General features: G+C 46.9%; 19 protein-coding genes. 12 read left to right on the top strand and 7 right to left on the bottom strand.

Translation table 11 applies throughout. The annotated features are described in order from the left end of the window. Positions 1-20: 20 nt before the first annotated feature. The 6 genes from F8C67_RS01705 to prmC form a co-directional block, all read right to left on the bottom strand. On the bottom strand, positions 21-1,025 hold the full coding sequence (locus tag F8C67_RS01705) for a glycosyltransferase family protein (protein ID WP_151666057.1): 1,005 nt from the start codon (positions 1,023-1,025) through the stop codon (positions 21-23). Further along, positions 1,012-1,851 (bottom strand): UDP-2,3-diacylglucosamine diphosphatase, encoded by an 840-nt coding sequence (locus tag F8C67_RS01710; protein WP_151666058.1) that lies wholly within the window; start codon positions 1,849-1,851, stop codon positions 1,012-1,014. The genes F8C67_RS01705 and F8C67_RS01710 overlap by 14 nt, the downstream gene beginning before the upstream one ends. 73 nt (positions 1,852-1,924) lie before the next feature. Then, entirely contained in the window at positions 1,925-2,809 is an 885-nt protein-coding gene (dapA, locus tag F8C67_RS01715; RefSeq protein WP_151666059.1) for a 4-hydroxy-tetrahydrodipicolinate synthase, read from the bottom strand. Beyond that, positions 2,799-3,320, bottom strand: coding sequence for a DUF6913 domain-containing protein (locus F8C67_RS01720; protein WP_151666060.1), 522 nt, complete (start codon positions 3,318-3,320; stop codon positions 2,799-2,801). Before F8C67_RS01720 ends, dapA begins: the two co-directional genes overlap by 11 nt. Further along, positions 3,317-5,329, bottom strand: coding sequence for an NAD-dependent DNA ligase LigA (gene ligA / locus F8C67_RS01725; protein WP_151666061.1), 2,013 nt, complete (start codon positions 5,327-5,329; stop codon positions 3,317-3,319). Before ligA ends, F8C67_RS01720 begins: the two co-directional genes overlap by 4 nt. Before the next feature lie 68 nt (positions 5,330-5,397). Continuing rightward, positions 5,398-6,219, bottom strand: a complete 822-nt coding sequence (prmC, locus tag F8C67_RS01730; protein ID WP_151666062.1) for a peptide chain release factor N(5)-glutamine methyltransferase — start codon at positions 6,217-6,219, stop codon at positions 5,398-5,400. Between the two features lie 79 nt (positions 6,220-6,298). Here prmC and ribD point away from each other — a divergent pair, with 79 nt between their 5' ends. The 4 genes from ribD to F8C67_RS01750 are packed head-to-tail and all read left to right on the top strand — an operon-like array spanning position 6,299 to position 10,610. Continuing rightward, positions 6,299-7,333, top strand: coding sequence for a bifunctional diaminohydroxyphosphoribosylaminopyrimidine deaminase/5-amino-6-(5-phosphoribosylamino)uracil reductase RibD (gene ribD, locus F8C67_RS01735; protein ID WP_151666063.1), 1,035 nt, complete (start codon positions 6,299-6,301; stop codon positions 7,331-7,333). Then, positions 7,330-8,181 carry an EamA family transporter gene (locus F8C67_RS01740; protein ID WP_151666064.1) on the top strand — a complete coding sequence of 284 codons (852 nt, stop codon included), beginning with the start codon at positions 7,330-7,332 and terminating at the stop codon, positions 8,179-8,181. The genes ribD and F8C67_RS01740 overlap by 4 nt, the downstream gene beginning before the upstream one ends. Next, positions 8,178-8,792: an IMPACT family protein gene (locus F8C67_RS01745; protein WP_151666065.1), complete on the top strand. Its 615-nt coding sequence runs from the start codon at positions 8,178-8,180 to the stop codon at positions 8,790-8,792. Before F8C67_RS01740 ends, F8C67_RS01745 begins: the two co-directional genes overlap by 4 nt. A gap of 12 nt (positions 8,793-8,804) precedes the next feature. Continuing rightward, on the top strand, positions 8,805-10,610 hold the full coding sequence (locus tag F8C67_RS01750) for a M36 family metallopeptidase (protein ID WP_151666066.1): 1,806 nt from the start codon (positions 8,805-8,807) through the stop codon (positions 10,608-10,610). Between the two features lie 3 nt (positions 10,611-10,613). On the opposite strand, the gene F8C67_RS01755 is transcribed toward F8C67_RS01750, so the two are convergent. Continuing rightward, the gene (locus tag F8C67_RS01755; protein WP_151666067.1) at positions 10,614-11,021 is read right to left on the bottom strand and encodes an acyl-CoA thioesterase; all 408 of its coding nucleotides are present in this window, start codon (positions 11,019-11,021) and stop codon (positions 10,614-10,616) included. 222 nt (positions 11,022-11,243) lie between these two features. On the opposite strand from F8C67_RS01755, the gene dnaA reads away from it, so the two are divergent. The 8 genes from dnaA to F8C67_RS01795 all read left to right on the top strand — a co-directional run bounded on the left by dnaA (position 11,244) and on the right by F8C67_RS01795 (position 18,686). Continuing rightward, the gene (gene dnaA / locus F8C67_RS01760; RefSeq protein ID WP_151666068.1) at positions 11,244-12,677 is read left to right on the top strand and encodes a chromosomal replication initiator protein DnaA; all 1,434 of its coding nucleotides are present in this window, start codon (positions 11,244-11,246) and stop codon (positions 12,675-12,677) included. Between the two features lie 394 nt (positions 12,678-13,071). After that, positions 13,072-13,524, top strand: coding sequence for a low molecular weight protein-tyrosine-phosphatase (locus F8C67_RS01765; RefSeq protein ID WP_151666069.1), 453 nt, complete (start codon positions 13,072-13,074; stop codon positions 13,522-13,524). After that, positions 13,517-14,251, top strand: coding sequence for an SAM-dependent methyltransferase (locus tag F8C67_RS01770; protein ID WP_151666070.1), 735 nt, complete (start codon positions 13,517-13,519; stop codon positions 14,249-14,251). The genes F8C67_RS01765 and F8C67_RS01770 overlap by 8 nt, the downstream gene beginning before the upstream one ends. Next, a complete protein-coding gene (locus F8C67_RS01775; RefSeq protein WP_151666071.1) occupies positions 14,248-14,469 on the top strand; it encodes a DUF3820 family protein in 222 nt (73 codons plus the stop codon). Before F8C67_RS01770 ends, F8C67_RS01775 begins: the two co-directional genes overlap by 4 nt. A 36-nt stretch (positions 14,470-14,505) precedes the next feature. Next, positions 14,506-15,885 (top strand): tRNA uridine-5-carboxymethylaminomethyl(34) synthesis GTPase MnmE, encoded by a 1,380-nt coding sequence (gene mnmE / locus F8C67_RS01780; protein ID WP_151666072.1) that lies wholly within the window; start codon positions 14,506-14,508, stop codon positions 15,883-15,885. 109 nt (positions 15,886-15,994) lie between these two features. Then, positions 15,995-17,080 (top strand): AI-2E family transporter, encoded by a 1,086-nt coding sequence (locus F8C67_RS01785; RefSeq protein ID WP_151666073.1) that lies wholly within the window; start codon positions 15,995-15,997, stop codon positions 17,078-17,080. Further along, complete coding sequence (locus F8C67_RS01790) at positions 17,077-17,790, top strand: sulfotransferase-like domain-containing protein (protein ID WP_151666074.1); 714 nt, start codon at positions 17,077-17,079, stop codon at positions 17,788-17,790. The genes F8C67_RS01785 and F8C67_RS01790 overlap by 4 nt, the downstream gene beginning before the upstream one ends. Continuing rightward, positions 17,787-18,686, top strand: a complete 900-nt coding sequence (locus tag F8C67_RS01795) for an aminotransferase class IV (RefSeq protein WP_151666075.1) — start codon at positions 17,787-17,789, stop codon at positions 18,684-18,686. The genes F8C67_RS01790 and F8C67_RS01795 overlap by 4 nt, the downstream gene beginning before the upstream one ends. The last annotated feature ends 65 nt before the right edge of the window (positions 18,687-18,751 follow it).

The raw sequence follows: 18,751 nt of genomic DNA on the forward strand, positions 1-18,751 counted from the left end.
ATACACCAACGTGTAAAGGGTCATTTTCGCATTCGCTCCCACCAACTTTTAATTTGATGGATAACTTCACCCCGAACGTCGGGATAATGTTGAGGTTTAACTGGTTGAGCAATGGCTTTCGCAAGTGCGTTTTCCAACTTACTCGAAGAGAGCGACTCAAGCGCTGGAACGCCCATTAAACCTAGCGCTTCTGCGTTGCACCACTGTTCATACTGACCCGCAATTGGAACGACAACCAGTGGAATTCCGTGGTGTAAACACTCTGAAGGAAGCTCGAATCCGGCGCTGCAAACAACCGCCTTTGAGGAGATTAATTCTTCTGAAAATTTTTTGCCTGAAATAGGGTTCCAACGAATATTTCCCATTTCCTGCTCAGATTCGATCGATTTATGAAAGATGCTGAACTTGTACGGAAGCGAGGATAGCTTCTCTGAAATCTCAGCTTTTGAGTAGGCGGGAAGATAGACCACTACCCTATCTCCAGGCATGTAATAGGCATGAAGAATGTCATCGTGGATAATGGGCAACAGGATGTCATTTGCATACCGTTGGTAGTGAAAACCGATACTGTCCCTTACCGGGGCGTAGTTGTTTAACACCAGTTTTCCCATCGGCATAACCTTCTTCGTCTTAGGCGACTTTGGGTTGGCCACAGCAGCCTGGTGACTCAGTCCTAGAACAGGAACTTTTCTCCGCTTAGCTGCTCGAAGAGAAATACTCTCAAAATCATTGATAATGAAATCGTATTGCTCCACCGGGATCTCTCTAACTTCCCGGAATACCTTGAAAATATTGTTGCTCACAAGAGTTTTCAGGATATCCACACTTCCGTCGCCTCCATATTCCATGGATATTCCCTTGCCTGTCCACACGGGAGCCGACGGTAAATCGACGTCGCTGTTCCCTCCTACCAAGGCGAGGTCTACATCGAATTCTTCAATGAGTTTAGGATAGAGCGCGCGTGCACGGGAAACATGGCCATTTCCAGTGCCTTGAATCGCATAAAGGACCTTAGTTCGCTGCAATTACTTGTGATTCTTTAAGTAGTTCAGCTAAGATAGCCTTTGGACTTGCATCAATGAGTGAATCGCGCTCGTCTTGTTGCCTTGTGCTCAAATCGTGCTGGTAAAGCGACCACTTCCCTTTGTTGTATTCCAGTGCGGTACAGTTCTCGACCCAATCCCCGGAATTCAGATACATGGTCTTTCCATTCTTCGTTTCAACCTCGCGCATTTGTGGTTGATGGATATGGCCGCAGATGACGTAGTCGTATTTCTGATCAACCGCTAGCGTAGCGGCTGTATCTTCAAAATCAGAAATGAACTTGACCGCCTTCTTCACGCTGTTTTTGATCTTTTTCGACAAGCTGTACTTCTCTCTACCCATTTTCTCGAGCAAGAAGTTCATGGCTCTGTTCATGAGGATTAACAAGTCGTAACCCCATCCTCCAAGTTTGGCAATCCACTTGGCATTCTGGATGCTTGCATCGAATATATCTCCATGGAACATCCAGGCTTTCTTGCCGTCCAGATCCATGACGAGTTTATTTCTCAGGTGAATATTCCCAAGGTCATAATCTGCGAACTTCCTTAGCAATTCATCGTGATTCCCAGTCAGATAATAGATCTCTGTCCCCTTACTAGCCATGTGGAGTAGGCGTTTGAGCACGCGCATGTGCGACTTCGGGAAATACCTTTTGCGGAAGTTCCAGATGTCGATGATATCTCCGTTGAGTACGAGGGTTTTGGGCTTGATGCTTCTCAGATACTGATGAAGCTCCTTGGCGTGGCAGCCAAATGTTCCTAGGTGAACATCGCTTATTACCACGGTTTCGAGTAAGCGTTTTCTCATGTCTCGAGGTTTGAACAAAAGTATACCCCTGTTCTTACCTCGAGGTTAATGAGAAATGAAGAAATGAGAAGGCTTACTTGGTCAAGCGAGCCGTTTCATTCTCAAGCTTCATGTACAAATCGTTAGAAATGGGCCAGAGCGGAAGTCGGAGTGTATCTCCGCAAATTCCTCTTTGTTTTAACACTGCCTTAATGCCGCCAGGATTTCCTTCTGCAAATAGCATTCTGGTCACCTCAAAAAGTTGGTAATGCTTCTCGCGTGCTTCGTCAAGCTTACCAGCCAACGTTTCGCGCACCATTTCAGTAAAAATCTCAGGATATCCTTGTCCGCTTACCGAAATTACGCCATCTCCGCCATGAGCAATAATGCCGAAGGTCAGGTTATCATCTCCACTTATTACGGCAAAACCATCTGGTCTATTATTGATGATTTCCATCACCTGCTCCATATTTCCTGAAGCCTCTTTTACAGCGACTATATTTTCGAAATCCTGAGCCAAGCGCACTGTGGTTTCGGCAGAGATGTTAGAAGACGTTCTCCCAGGCACATTGTACAGGATGATTGGCACAGGGCTAACCTCCGCAATGGCGCTGTAATGCTGATAAATACCTTCTTGTGTAGGCTTGTTGTAATATGGGCTTACCGATAGAATAGCGTCGATTCCTTCGGGAATTCCACTTTCAATCTGATTTACGATTTCCGCAGTGTTGTTTCCGCCCAACCCCATCACAACGGGTAGTTTCCCAGCGTTTGTGCGAATCACGGTAGAAACTACTTCAAACTTCTCTTCCGTATTGAGCGTCGCACTCTCACCCGTAGTCCCAAGAACTACGAGATACTCCACTCCTCCTGCGATACAGTGCTTCACTACATTCTCTAAACCTGCGTGATCAACACTTCCATCTGAATTAAATGGTGTGACAAGCGCAATGCCTGTACCTGTGAATTTATGCGACATTTTTAATCTTCTTTAGCCAGTTTTCAATTTCTTGGAACACTTCCTTCCATGTTCTATTCTCGAGTTGAATCTGCAGGTCAAATGCATCCATATCAACATTAGATGGACCGACAAGTATCCCAGTTTTAAAGAGATACGGCAGAAACTCTAGAAGTCCGTCGTTCTGTTTGCAAAGGTGCAAAACCACATCATATTGGCGGTTGACAAACTCATTAAATTCTGAACTATTGGGGATTCCTTTCCAATTGGTTTCATTCCAATATATCGTGTTGTGCTCGCGTAAGGAGGCCTTGCTCTTGGTCATTTTCATTCGAGATACTCGAAGTACCTGCACCTGTTTGTTATCATGATGCCAAGCATCTGCTACCTTGTCAAGGACAGCGCTCAACTCTTGATCTTCCTGTAGAACCACAACGGCAATCGTTCGAACTTCTTCCCAGCCCCTGAAACTTAGCCTTTCGATGGCTTGCGATTTCACCTTCTTAAACCAATATTTTCTGCCGATAATCATGCTCCTATCAACGCATTAAATCCTGCTTCATCCAAAATCTCTACTCCTAGCTTTTCGGCTTTGGCCCTCTTGCTTGGTCCCATTCCTTCTCCTGCAACTAAATAGGTCGTCTTTCCGGATACGGACGAAGCGACCTTACCGCCGTGAAGTTCAATGAGTTGCTTTAGCTCAGTGCGCTCGTAACCGTCGAATACGCCCGACACTACAAATGTTTTCCCAGCTAGTGTATCGGTTGCTCCTTCAGCTTCTTCAAGCTCAACACTCAAGCCGTAAGATTTAAATCTTTCAATGACTTCTAGATTCTTATCTTCTTGAAAATAAAAGAGTAACGAGTCTGCAATTCGTTCTCCAATTTCATCGACTTCGAGTAATTGTTCACGTGAAGCCGACATCAAATTGTCCAAATTTTTAAAGGCCTTGACAAGCTTTTTTGCCACCGTTTCACCTACATATCTAATCCCCAATGCAAAGAGGAAACGAGGAAACGGAACGGACTTGCTAGCCTCGATGCCCCTCAGCATGTTCTCCACCGATTTCTCGGCAAATCGATCTAAAGGCAGAAGATCATCTGCCGTGAGGGTATAAAGGTCTGCAGCAGTCTCAATTAGCTCGTTGTCAAACAACAAATTCACGGTCTCCGCCCCTAAACCATCAATATCCATGGCTTTTCTTGAGATGAAATGCTCCACTTTGCCACGCTGTTGGGGCGGACAGGTGGCATCATTTGGACAATAATGTTGTGCCTCGCCCTCTTGACGAACGAGCTCTGTATTGCACTCTGGACAGTGAGTAATGAATAGAACTGGAGCCACTTCAGGATCACGCGCCCCCTCATCAACACCTACAATTTTCGGAATAATCTCGCCCCCTTTCTCTACGTAGACGAAGTCGTTTACATGCAGTCCAAGCTTTTCTATCTGATCGCTGTTGTGGAGAGACGCCCGTTTCACTGTTGTTCCTGCAAGCTGTACTGGCTCTAGGTTTGCGACAGGCGTAATCGCTCCCGTGCGTCCAACTTGATACGTCACCTCAAGCAACTGTGTGCGTACTTTTTCGGCCTTGAACTTATAAGCCATGGCCCACCTTGGCGATTTCGCCGTGAAGCCGAGCACCTCTTGGTCGGTGTAGCGATTGACTTTTACGACAACACCATCAATCTCAAACGGGAGGTTTTTGCGGTTCTCATCCCAATAGCCGATGAAATCAAAGATCTCATCTACATTGGACGCCTTGGCGATATACTTTAAATCTTCACTTGGAGTCTTAAATCCCCAGTCTTTGGCTGCCTGAATAGATTCATAATGGGTTTCAAAACGCTTGTCTCCGGTGAGGACGTAGTACAGGAATATATCGAGACCTCGGCTCGCAACTATCGATGAATCCTGCATTTTCAGGGTTCCTGATGCGGAGTTACGAGGATTTGCAAAACGATCTAAGCCCTCGGCATCGCGCTGAGCATTCATTTTTTCAAATGCCTCAAGCGGCATGAAAATCTCCCCTCGGATTTCGAACTCCTCCGGTAAATCAGAGCTTCTGAGCTTCATTGGGACGCTTCGAATCGTGCGCACATTGGTGGATACGTCATCTCCCTGCGTGCCATCGCCACGTGTAACGGCCTGATTAAACTGACCATTCACGTAGGTAATACCGATGGCCACTCCGTCGTACTTCAGTTCACAGACGAATTCGACGTCTTCTCGCTCAAGTCCCGATTTAACTCTGCGGATGAAATCCTCCACCTCCTCGCGGCTATACGTATTACTGAGGCTGAGCATAGGTCTTTTATGAACAACCGTAGGGAAGTTCTTTGTAATCTGCCCTCCTACTCGCTGGGATGGCGAATTTGGATCAAAATATTCGGGGTTGGCTTTTTCTAAAGCAATGAGCTCTTCTAGCAGCTTATCAAACTCGAAATCGCTAATCGACGGATTATCAAGCGTGTAATAGCGATAATTATGCTCTTCGAGCTCTTCTCGAAGCTGATCTATGCGTTGCTTTGCTGCTGACATCAAAGGGTACTTTAAGGCGGATAAATTTCCGCATTTCGCAGTTGGGTTCAAAGATTCTCAGCTTCAACTTATGAACGACCGATTACGAAGCGAGGTCTTTCTGTTATGTCGTCGAGTATCTCCAAACCCTTCCAACCATAATCACGCATGATTTGGGCTACTTTCTGGGTATGGTTGATGTGACATTCGAACGCAAGCCAAGGTCTGGAAGGCATGCTCGCAGCCACTTTCGAGATTTCTTCATAGAACAGCTCTGGCCGCCCGTCTGGAACGAATAATGCCAAGTTAGGGTCAAAGTCAACCACATTCTTTGACATTCCAGGCCGTTCTTTTTCCTCTATATATGGAGGATTGCTAACGATTGCGTCCCAGTCTCCCGGTGGCAGGCCAGAGAGAATATCGTGTTCGATAAAACGGACTTCAACAGCTAGTTCTTTGGCATTATTGCGGGCCACCTTAAGGGCGTCAACAGACACATCCAATGCGGTCAATTCGAGATCTGGCCTATACTTTTTGAGCGTAATGGCAATGCAGCCACTCCCCGTTCCTATGTCGAGAACACGACTGCCCTCGGGAAGGTGATCTACGAGCCATCTGACGAGGTCTTCGGTTTCGGGACGAGGAATGAGCACATCGGAATTCACCTGAAACTTCATGTCCATGAAATACGCGAATCCAATAATGTGCTGGATTGGCTCTCCCTTTTGTAGGCGCTCAAGAACATTCTCTACGTCAAAATGAACTTCTCGATCGGCACTTGAGATCCACTCCATCCGAGATACCTCGTGGACATCCTCAAGCCACATTCGCAATAATTGCTGGGCCTCTGATGGCTCATAAACACTGGAAAGAGAATCATTCCAGAACATTTGAAGTTCCCTGCCTGTCATAGGTAGCAAAGATATTTGCAATCCTCTTGAACATCTTGAAATTGATGGTCAAATCCTCTTACAATGTTACTTTTGAGCCATGAATCACGAAATCTACATGCGGAGATGTCTAGAATTGGCAGCACTTGGACGAGGAAAGACGAGTCCGAATCCGATGGTAGGTTCCGTAATTGTCGAGAATGGCGAAATCATTGGCGAAGGTTGGCACCACAAGGCTGGCGAGCCTCATGCTGAAGTCAATGCCATCAATTCGGTTGTAGATCGCTCAAGACTCGTCAATGCCACCATCTACGTGAATCTCGAACCTTGCGCACATTTTGGCCGAACCCCGCCTTGTGCGCTAAGAATAATCGAAGAGTGCATTCCACATGTTGTGATTGGCACTCGCGATCCCCACAGTGCTGTTGCCGGAAAGGGTATCGAAATGATGAAGGATAAAGGGATACGCGTTGAAGAGGGGTTTCTTAGTGATGAGTGTACCGAGCTGAACAAAGCCTTTTTCACCTTTCATAGCGCCGAGCGACCTTATGTAACCCTAAAGTATGCTCAAAGCAGCGATGGTTTTATCGCGCCAGATCCAGATAGGCGTTCAGCTGGGGAACCTGCATGGATTACAGGAGTAGAGTCGAAACAACGCGTGCATCGCCTCAGAGCTGAAGTAGATGCGATACTCGTGGGTGGAAAAACGGTATCACTAGACAATCCGTCGCTCACTACGAGACTATGGCCAGGAAGCAACCCACAGCGCGTGGTTTGGGCAAACCGACCAGTCGACTCTAAGTCAAAGGTGATTTCGGACGGTTTGTCTACTTGGATTGTAGGCCGTAATGCAGACCAGCACGGGTACAGCGAACCGGTTGAAGCGTGGAATGCGAACTCTGTGATTGAGTTGCTTCACGGCCTTCACGAACGGAACATCACTCACCTTCTTGTGGAAGGTGGCGCTCAAACACTCAATCAATTTGTGGCGGAGAATCTTTGGGATGAGGCCTTTTTACTTGTTGGTCCAACTGAATTCACCTCCGGCACCCCTGCCCCACAATTATCAAACGCGAAACTCGAATGGGAAGAACAAGTTGGGGCGGATAACTGGAAAAGATTCACGAGGATATGATGTACATCTTACTGAGCATTGTGTGCTCTACCATCATCTTTATTCTTTTCAAACTCTTCTCGAAATACCGTGTAGACAACCTTCAGGCCATCGTAGCCAACTACTTCATTGCTGGCACTTTAGGATGGCTACCCTTGCCTCAAGAATCCATAGAGTACACCGAATGGAGTATTTGGCCATTCGTAATCGGAATCATGTTTATCACCCTATTCCAACTGATGGCGAAGGTTACGCAAGATCACGGTGTGAATGTGGTATCCGTAACCGTGAAAATGTCGGTTGTCATCCCTATTCTAAGCGGGATTCTTTTGTTGAATGACTATATCGACATTCCTCAAGTTGTAGGAATCCTTTTGGCCTTGTTCGCCGTATATGCAATTAATCGGCCTTCGGGTGATGCACAGAGGAATAATTCGGGTTGGGTAGGCCTCACGATACTGTTTATAGGAAGTGGCCTGCTCGATTCATTCTTGAAGATTATTGAGAATGGCGTGGTACACGAGAATCATTTGAGCTACTTCACAAGTTCGGCGTTTGGCATTGCTGGAGTTCTTGGTGTACTCTTCGTGATTTATAAGATATACGTCCAGAAAAGTGCAAAATGGAGTGCTAAGAGCTGGATATGGGGATTGATTCTGGGAATTCCGAATTACGGTAGTATTTACTTCTTAATGAAAGCGTTAGGCGGAGAGTACCCAAGTGCGGTCCTCTTCCCTATCAACAACGTGGGCGTAGTAGCGCTTTCGGCCCTGGCGGCACTTCTGCTCTTTAATGAGCGTATTACTAAATGGAGAGCCATTGGCTTAATTAGCGCTGCAGCGGCGATTATATTGATGTCGGCACAATGAGTGATAAGATCGAAGACACCTTCCGAACGATTGAAAAACAGGCTGATTCGCTTTTTAAGGACAGAGGCAGCAAGTTCTTTGGTTACGTGTTCCCAATGAAGAGTGAAGAAGACTTCAAATCGGCGATGGAAACGATCAAGACTGAACATCACCAGGCGCGGCATCATTGCTTCGCCTACCGATTTGACCCAGATGATTTGAAGTATAGAGCGAATGATGACGGTGAACCTTCACATTCGGCTGGAACACCTATTCTACACGCACTTCAATCTGCTGAGTTGATAAACGTTGGTGCAATCGTGGTTCGCTATTTCGGTGGGACGAAGCTTGGTGTTTCAGGTTTGATCAATGCCTACCGAACCGCTGCGGAAATGGCCATAAATAGCGCTTCTATAATAGTACGTGAGCTTGAATACTCCGCTAAAATAACCACCGATTACGCCCACTTGAGTCAGGTTCTATACCAGCTCGAGCAGCATGAAGCTAGAATCGAGCAAAGGAAAATGGAATACGACTGTGAATTTGAATTTAGCGTACGAAGAGCGAACTATGAGTCGTTGAAAATCAACATAGAAACCCTAGAAAACGTTAAGTTTGTAGGTGAATTCTGACTGTTACGAATTATGAGATTACACCTTACCACAGCATTTGCGCTCCTCATCGGCTTTTCGGCCCTAGGTCAAAAGCACAATCATTCGCATGATGAGAGCATCTATTCTCACCCACTCATGCAGAAAGAGGCTGTCCAATGGTACGGTGGATTTGTTATTCAAAATGATGCAGTGAGCGAGATTAAGACTCACTTTTTCAACAAGTTACCACAAACGAATGGCTCTACATTTGAGTTGGTAGCTACAGCTCAGAGCCCGTCTGGGACGCACTATCACTTCGCTCAATTTATTCAAGGTCAAAGAGTCTTTGGGACTGAGCTCGTTGCGCATATCGATCTGTCCAACCGTGTTAGGCTGATTACAGCAACTGTATTCCCCACTTCGATGGCACAGGGTACTCCAATACTCGAATCAACAGCACCGTTGAATTCAGAAGACTTCTTGAGAGAGCCAATCAGGGGAGTGTGGTTCTACAATGGACAAACGCTTCAACCCGCTGTTCGTCAGGTTGTTGCCGACGGTTTGAAGTTTGAGGAATTCGTCAACTCAGCAGAAGGAAATACGCTTTGGAAGAGAGATTTGAACCTCTACATAGATACTACCGTGAGCGTGATGGTGTTTGATCCAGATCCACTGACGATGGTTCCATCAGTTTATGCGGATCCATACAAAGATCAAGGCGATGCAAATAGCTCGAACCTAGACCCTTTGCGCGTTCAGCGCGACGTGGTTGCCGATTACAACAATGGCACATTTAGGTTACAGAACGCCTATGTAAAAATTAGTGACTTCGATTCACCATCGACCGCAATTACGACGGAGTCTAGTCCCCAGTTCCACTACTCGCGCTCAACAGATGCCTTCGAACAAGTCAATGCATTTTACCACGTTACTCAGTATCAGTTCTACATGCAGAGTTTGGGCTTCAACTTATGTGGATATCAAATCAATGTAGATGCGAATGCATGGAGTGGCGCGGATCAATCTTCTTTTAACCGAAGTACGAATCCACCGAGTATGCGCTTTGGAGAAGGTGGTGTAGATGATGCGGAGGACGCGGATGTGGTACTTCACGAATACGGTCATGCCATCAGCCACAGTGCAAGTCCGAGTTCGAATTCAGGCACGGAAAGAGGCTGCCTCGATGAAGCTCTAGGCGACTATCTAGCAGCGAGTTACAGCCGCTCGGTTTCACCATTTGGTTACGACAGAGTATTCTCTTGGGATGGACATAATGAATATTGGAATGGCCGATTTGCATCGAACGTAAACAACAAGAATTACCAGAACCTCTCCTTCAATAGCATCTACACGCACACAGATATTTGGGCTTCTGCATTGATGGAGATTTGGGGCAAGCTCGGCAGGGAGGTAACGGATAAGATTGTACTTCAAGGAGTTTACAGCTATGCCTCAGGAATGACAATGCCTCAAGCAGCGATGGCTGTGGTAGATGCGGACAGCACCTTGTATGGAGGGCAACACGTTCAGCCTATTTGGGAAGCCTTTGTAAATCACGGAATCTTACCGGCGAACCCAATTGGATTGACAGAACTAGACGATAGACAAGAGGTGCTATTCTATAATACAACGGGCTTTGCGCGTGGTGAGAACATAGATGTACACTTGAATAGCGAGCGTGATTATCGCTACTACATGATGGACATGTCGGGCAGAATTATCAGCCATGGCACCATTAAAAGCGGCACGGAGCGATGGACGTACAGCAGCTCTGGCCTTCGCACAGGCACGTACATCTTACAGCTTACGGACGATCAGGGAAGATCACATCGACAAAAGCTCGTTCGATTGAACTAATCCCTACTTGAAATACGGAGAAAAAATGTCGGCCACAGATTGCGGAGCTTTCTGTGGTCGTCCGCTTTTAATATCTACGAACACGAGGGACACTAGACCTATATTAAGAAGGACATTTTCCTCGTTATAGATTTCATGTTTAAACGTTATTCGGGTCGAAGGCATTTCGTCGATTATGGTGACGATTCTTAGGAGGTCGTCATATTTGGCTGGGCGGATATACTTGCACTCCAATTTTAGGACGGGAAGCATGGTTCCGGCCTCTTCCAATTCGCGGTAACTCATGCCTAGATTTCGCAATAACTCAACGCGTCCAACTTCGTAGTATTGAGCATAGTTACCGTAATAAACTACCCCCATTTGGTCGGTTTCGCTGTAGCGAACACGAGTCGAAGTTTCAATTGTAACCATGCGTCTGATTCTTAATGAGTTCCCGCGAAAACACTGGGATTGCGGCGGGGCGGTGAGTGCCAGAAGATGTGGCTAAAAAACTTAAAAGTCAAGTACAATTTCGCTTTTTTAATAACTTTTTTGTTCACACATTTGTCCGTGGAAGCAAGCACGGGTCAGATCCTTGACCGAAGACAATGTGTGCTCCTAAAAATTACTGTACTAACCACCTAATTTCTATCGATGGACAGAACCGCTGAAACCGTCTGGAAGGGTTGTCTTGACTACATTCAAGATAACATCAATAGCCAAGCTTTCAAGACGTGGTTCCTGCCTATCAAGCCCCTAAAGCTTCAAGGTGTGGTGCTCACCATTCAGGTGCCTAGTAAATTCTTTTACGAATGGCTTGAGGAGCATTACATCAAGTTGTTGAAATCGGCCATTACGAGAGAGCTCGGAGATGATGCTAAGTTGGTCTACAGCATTGTTATGGAAAACACCTACGGAAACAGCAATCCGCACACGGTGAAAATTCCGAGTACGAACAGAGGACCGATCAAAAATCCGAAGGTGTCGATGCCTGTGGAGATCGGCGGAAATGACGGAATTCGCAATCCTTTTGTCATTCCCGGACTGAAGAAGGTACACGTCGAATCACAACTCAACCCCAACTACACGTTTGAAAGCTTTATCGAGGGAGATTGCAACCGCCTGGCGCGTTCGGCTGGATTTGCCGTAGCGAACAAACCTGGAGGAACATCATTCAATCCCCTGCTCATCTACGGAGGAGTTGGCTTAGGCAAAACACATCTCGCACACGGAATCGGAATCGAGATTAAGGACCGCTACCCCGAAAAGACGGTATTGTATGTATCTGCTGAAAAGTTCACCCAGCAGTTTATTGATTCAATCCGGAACAACACCAAGAACGACTTCGTACACTTCTACCAAATGATCGATGTGCTCATCATTGATGACGTACAGAGCTTTAGTGGAAAAGAAAAAACACAGGACGTATTCTTCGAGATCTTCAACCACCTACACCAACACGGAAAACAAGTAGTGCTTACTTCCGATCGTGCACCGGTTGATCTTCAAGGCATGGAGCAACGCCTACTCTCTCGCTTCAAATGGGGCTTGAGTGCTGACCTCCAGAAACCAGACCTCGAAACAAGAATCGCCATTCTTCGCAAGAAGTTATTTACGGACGGCATTGAGATGCCTGACGACGTAATCGAATATCTCGCGTACAGCATCAATAGCAACGTGCGCGAATTGGAAGGAGCTCTAATCTCACTATTGGCACAATCCAGCCTGAACAAAAAGAAGATTACGGTTGAGCTCGCCAAGCAGATGATTGACAAGTTCGTGAAGAACACCACGCGCGAAATTTCAATCGACTATATCCAAAAGGTGGTATGCGATTATTTCGACATGCCTATGGAACTGTTGAAATCGAAGACCCGCAAGCGCGAAATCGTGCAGGCACGTCAGCTTACCATGTTCTTTGCAAAACAACTTACAAAGAACTCACTAGCAACGATTGGAGCGCAATGTGGAAACAAAGACCACGCTACTGTACTTCACGCTTGCCGCACGGTAAACAACTTGGCGGAGACCGACAAACGCTTCCGCACGTACGTCGACGACCTAAAGAAAAAGCTCACGCTAGCTTAAACACCTGGCCCGAAAGAATGAAGAACCCCTTGCAGAGATGTGAGGGGTTTCTTTTTATCCGCCTGCCGGCGGAAAGGATTGCCCTGGGCCTAGCGGCCAAGGGCAAAAGGATTCCCGCTGGTGCGGGAAAAGGGGGTAGTTCAACCGAAGTAGAAGCAACAATACATCGCAGTATCCATCGAATGAAACGTCGCCCATTATGTATCCTGAGCGTTCTACCATCGCCAGGTGGTAAACCCTCTAGCCTTACGAAGGAAGGCTAACTTTTGACGGTCTGCCGAATGGCAGAGCAGTGAACCTTCGCGACCAAAGGGAGCACTTTTCGCCGCAGGCGGACCTTGCCCCTTCCATCCTCTTTCCTTACCTTCCATCCTCACGACAATAGACCTGATTCATGAAAATTCTAATGGTTTGTTTGGGCAATATTTGCCGATCTCCAATGGCTGAGGGAATCTTGCGGAAGCATGCCCAAGGGACTGATATTGAGGTTGACTCTGCCGGAACAAGCGCCTATCACGTTGGCGAGAACCCCGATCCGCGAGCTGTTCTGACCGCCCGTAAGCACGAGGTTCGAATCGACAAACTCGTTGGCCGACAGTTTAGCGTTGAGGATTTCGACAACTTCGACCGCATTTACGTGATGGACGATTCAAACCGAAAGAATGTCTTGCAGCTCGCAAGAGATGAGCACGATGTGTCTAAAGTTTCCCTCCTCCTAAATGAAGTAGACGAATTCCCTAAGGGTATGGAAGTTCCAGACCCATATTACGGGGGTGACAGAGGTTTCGAAGACGTATACCAAATGATCACTAAAGCCGCTTTGGCCATCGTTCAAAAACATGGATAACTCCGTAGAAGAATCCCTACCATCTGCTCCGCTCTACCTCATTCCATCGCGAATTGCGGAAACCGAACCACTCGAAGTTTTACCACTTTCCATCAAGAAAGTCGTTGACTCGATCGACCATTATATTGTGGAGAACGAAAAGACTTCGCGCGAGTTTATTAGAAAGGTGTATCCGCCGAAATCGCAGCCAAGCATGCATTTCGAGATTTACAATCAGTACACGGAGCGAACTGAAATTCCACAGCTACTCAAACCTTGCTTAGAAGGATACCCCGTAGGACTGATTTCGGATGCAGGTATTCCGGCGGTTGCCGACCCCGGTGCCGATCTTGTTCTCGAAGCGCATAGAATGGGCATTCGCGTCATACCTCTTATCGGTCCATCCTCTATCATTCTTGCTCTGATGGCCTCTGGCCTAAATGGCAACAGCTTCACATTTAATGGTTTCTTGGCTGCTGAATCAGCACCTCGAAAAAAGAAGATTCAAGCACTTGAGAAGAAAGCCATCAAAGGAGAAACGCAGATCATGATTGAATCGCCCTTGCGAAACCACAAGCTACTCGATGACATTCTAGCTGTGTGTGATGATGCTACCCTGCTCTGTATTGCCTCAAGCATCACAGCTCCGCAAGAGAACATTGCGACAAGGACCATTGGGGAATGGAGAGCTGAGAAGCCCAATCTAGATAAACTTCCATCCATCTTCCTACTTGGTCAGCAGCTGTGAATCCACAAATTCTAGTAGAAATTGTCACGCATAAGATGCCCTTCGGCAAGTATGCAGGTCGCTATTTGAATGAACTTCCCGTAAGTTATTTGGAATGGTTTGCGCGTAAAGGTTTTCCCGAAGGCAAGCTGGGAATGCGCCTCCAGACGGTACTAGAGATTAAATCGAATGGATTGGACTACCTCCTTGGACCCATCATTGCCGAGCATAGGAAGTAGGATTGTCAATCGCATCAAAACAACGACCTTTGCGGCATGTCGTACATCGAAGATACTATCTGTGCACTCGCAACTCCTCCAGGCATGGGCGCTATCGGCGTTATTCGCCTGAGCGGCCCAAAGGCCATTGAAATTGCAAATTCGATTTACAAGAGTCCGAAAGCCGGCAAGTCACTGCTCGACGCTAAGGGACAAACGCTTCATTTCGGATCGATTGTAGATGGCGACCAGCTCGTAGACGAGGTACTTCTCTCCCTTTTCCGCGCCCCTCACTCTTACACCGGTGAAGATGTCATAGAGATTAACATCCACGGATCGACTTTCATCCAGCGCAGGATGATGGAACTGCTCATCAAAAAGGGTGCTCGCCCAGCTCGTGCCGGTGAGTTTACCATGCGTGCATTTGGCAATGGCAAGATGGACTTGAGTCAGGCTGAAGCTGTGGGTGACCTTATCGCCAGTGAAAGTGAGGCCGCTCACCAAGTGGCTATGCATCAGATGCGTGGAGGCGTGCGTGAGGAAGTTTCGAAGTTGCGACAAGAACTTATTGACTTCGCCTCCATGATTGAGCTTGAGCTCGATTTTGGAGAGGAGGATGTCGAATTTGCAGACAGAGACCGCCTACATGAATTGCTAGATGCTGTCCAAAAGACGGTTGTCCGATTGATTGGATCGTTCACTCTCGGAAATGCCATTGTGGAGGGAATCCCCGTTGCAATTGTCGGTGCACCGAATGCTGGAAAAAGCACGTTGCTCAACGCCTTACTCCAAGAAGAGCGTGCGATAGTTAGTGATATTGCCGGCACTACGCGCGATACGGTTGAGGATGAAATTCACCTCGGTGGCCTGACCTTCCGGTTCATCGATACCGCAGGCCTTAGAGAAGCAACCGATGAAATAGAGCGCATTGGGATAGAGCGCAGTTACGCAAAGATTGAGCAGGCAAAAGTTGTGCTTTACCTCTTTGATTCGAACGATATTGACACGACAGAAGAACTCAATCGTATTGATGCCATTAAAGCTAAAGCGGGCAATAAACCCGTGGTTGTTATTGCCAATAAGACGGATAAGCTTTCTGAAACCGACGTGATTGACTCCCTTCCAGTAGATGTTAGGCTCTCTGCCAAGGAGAAATCTGGCATTGAGGAATTGGAAGAGCTCCTCTTGGAAACGGTTGACATGAAAGGTCTGAATGCCAACGATACTGTCATTACCAACGCGCGCCATTACGAAGCCTTGCTTCGAACACAGGAGGACGTTGACCGTATTCGAACAGGCCTAAACACAGGTCTAAGCGGCGACCTCGTAGCCTTCGACATTCGTCAGGCGCTCGCACACTTAGGCGAAATCACCGGTGAGATCACAACGGACGACCTCTTGGGGAACATCTTTGCGAATTTCTGTATCGGAAAGTAATCAACCTCTTCTTCCCACCCTTTCCCCCACCATTCCTAAAGTGTATCTTTAAGCAACTTGCTTATCACTGCAGATGAGCACGACCTAACCTACGCAATCCGATACACCAATGAAGAACAACATTGACGTAAATGAGCGCTTTAAAAGTGTGGCTGAAATCACGATTAGACTTGGTTTCCTCTTATTACTTATCGCATGGTGCCTCCGCCTCCTCTACCCCTTTGCAGGGGTCATTCTGTGGGGTGTTATTCTAGCTATTGCAGCCGGCCCTTTACATCTCAACCTTAAAAAACGAATGGGAGATAATTCGAAAAGAGCTTCCATCGTCATTGTATTGGTCGGACTATTCATCATTGTTATACCGTCATGGATTTTCATGGAATCGCTCGTGCATGGAGTACAACAGCTCAAAGCTAGTATTGACGCTGGGTCGCTGACAATTCCTCCACCAACAAGTGAAGTTGGAGAATGGCCAGTTGTTGGCGATAAAGTGTTTGGACTTTGGTCAGAAGCCTCCGAAAATTTGGAAGGCTTCACAAGCCGGTACATCGATCAAATCGGACACTTTGGTTATACCCTCGTAGAAGGACTCGCCAGCATTGGTGGAAGTATCATCAGCCTCATCATCTCCATTTTAATTGCAGGTGTGTTATTGGCAACACCAGGTACACGACAAACTTCGGTTAAGTTCTTCCACAAACTCGTTGGAGATCAAGGGGAGGAATTCACGAATATCATTTCCAAAACAGTGAGCAGTGTGGTTAAAGGTGTTATCGGCGTCGCTTTTATTCAAGCGATATTAGTGGGTCTGGGTTTGGTCATTGCCGGTGTTCCATACGCTGGAGCGTGGACGCTCGTCGCGCTTGTTCTCGCCATCCTTCAACTCCCCGTGCTACCTGTCAGTCTATTGGCCGCATTTTGGCTCTACTCGAACATGGGACCAGTTCCAGCTTCGCTGTGGACCGTCTACTTGCTACTCGCAGGCGCGTCGGATAATATTCTCAAGCCCATTCTTCTTGGAAAGGGCGCGTCTGTCCCTATGATTGTCATCTTCCTAGGGGTTATCGGCGGATTCCTCATGTCGGGATTTATCGGTTTATTCACCGGCGCAATCATTGTTTCCATCGGCTACAAACTGTTTGTGGCTTGGCTAAACGGCGATGATGATGATGCCTCTACCTCAGTTCAAGAATGATTATACATTCCATTTCTGGTCCACGAAACATCAGTACAGCCCTGATGTACAGCTTTGCTCAGCGCACTGACATTATACCGTTAGATGAACCGTTCTACGCTTCCTACCTGAACGTGAATCCAGATTTATCACATCCGGGACGGGAGGACATCTTGAAGTCACAGTCGACGGATCCAGCCACGGTTGCTGAAAGAATTACACAGCTTAATCAAGATGGTAAACATGTGTATGTGAAGGACATGGCCCATCATTTTGCTGATATGAACTTGCCGCCTTTACCAGAGTCGAAGGCTATCTTTCTAGTGCGTGATCCAGCTAAGCTCATCGCATCCTTTCAAAAGGTAATACCACTCCCCTCTCTGAAGGATATCGGTCTAGAAGAGGAATGGAAGCTTTTTCAACAATACAAAAATGCCGACCTACCCGCATTTGTAATTCCAACTGAACGGTTAGCTGAAAATCCGCGGGAAAGCTTGAATACGCTTTGTGAAGCCCTTGATATTCCAATGGACGACAAGATGCTTTCATGGTCTGCCGGACCAAAAGCGTACGACGGTTGTTGGGCGCAGTATTGGTATTCAAATGCTCATAAAAGCACGGGGTTCACACCCTTTCAATCAAACTATTCTCAATTGAATTCTCACGGCGAAGAACTGCTCGAACGAGCACTTCCCTACTATCAATCACTTCTCGAAAACAGTTTACTATGAAACAAGAGTACAATCCAATCAATGCGAACATTCAAGTTTGGGTGGGAGATAAATTGTATCCTCGAAAAGAGGCGAAAGTGAGTGTGTTCGACAGCTCCGTACAAGGAGGCGATGCAGTTTGGGAAGGTCTGAGAGTCTACAAAGAAGGCATTTTGCATCTCGATAAACACCTTGACAGATTAGACCATTCCGCAAAAGCGCTAGCCTTTGCTGACATTCCTTCAAGAACGTTCATTCACAAAGCCATTTCGGAAACACTAGCCGCTAATGGGATGACGGATAACGCCCACATCCGATTGACACTCACTCGAGGTGAAAAAGTAACTAGCAGTATGGATCCTAGGGTGAACGAAAATGGCAGCACACTTATCGTTTTGGCTGAACACAAGCAGATCGTATTCGACAACGAGGCGGGTATCACCGCAATCACCTCGGCGATTCGCAGAAATGCGCCCCAATTCCTCGATTCCAAGATTCACCACAATAATCTATTGAATAACATACAGGCCAAAATACAAGCGATAGCCGCCGGTGTTGATGCCGCATTAATGCTCGATCAGAATGGATTTGCTGCCGAACTTCACGATGTGAACATCTTCATGATAAAAGGAGACGAAGTTTTCACGCCACATGCCGATGCATGTCTACCCGGCATCACCCGAAACCACGTCATTCAAGTGTGTAGGGAGAATGCTATTTCAATTACGGAGGCTCGTTTGAGCTTGTCCGAACTCTACTCCGCCGATGCGCTGTTTTCGTCTGGCACTATGGGAGAGCTAACACCAATTGTGGAACTAGATGGGAGGAAGATTCCGAATGCTGCAAAAAACAGCTTGTTTCAATCGGTTAGACAGGCCTTCAACAAGAGCATTCCTCAGCACTGTCAGAAGATCTAAAGTTCAATTAATTCCCCATAAATACTCTACTTTCGCCAACTGAACGACTAGACAAGCCAGGCAGC

This window comes from Phaeocystidibacter luteus, from assembly GCF_008933115.1.
GTDB lineage: Bacteria > Bacteroidota > Bacteroidia > Flavobacteriales > Schleiferiaceae > Phaeocystidibacter > Phaeocystidibacter luteus.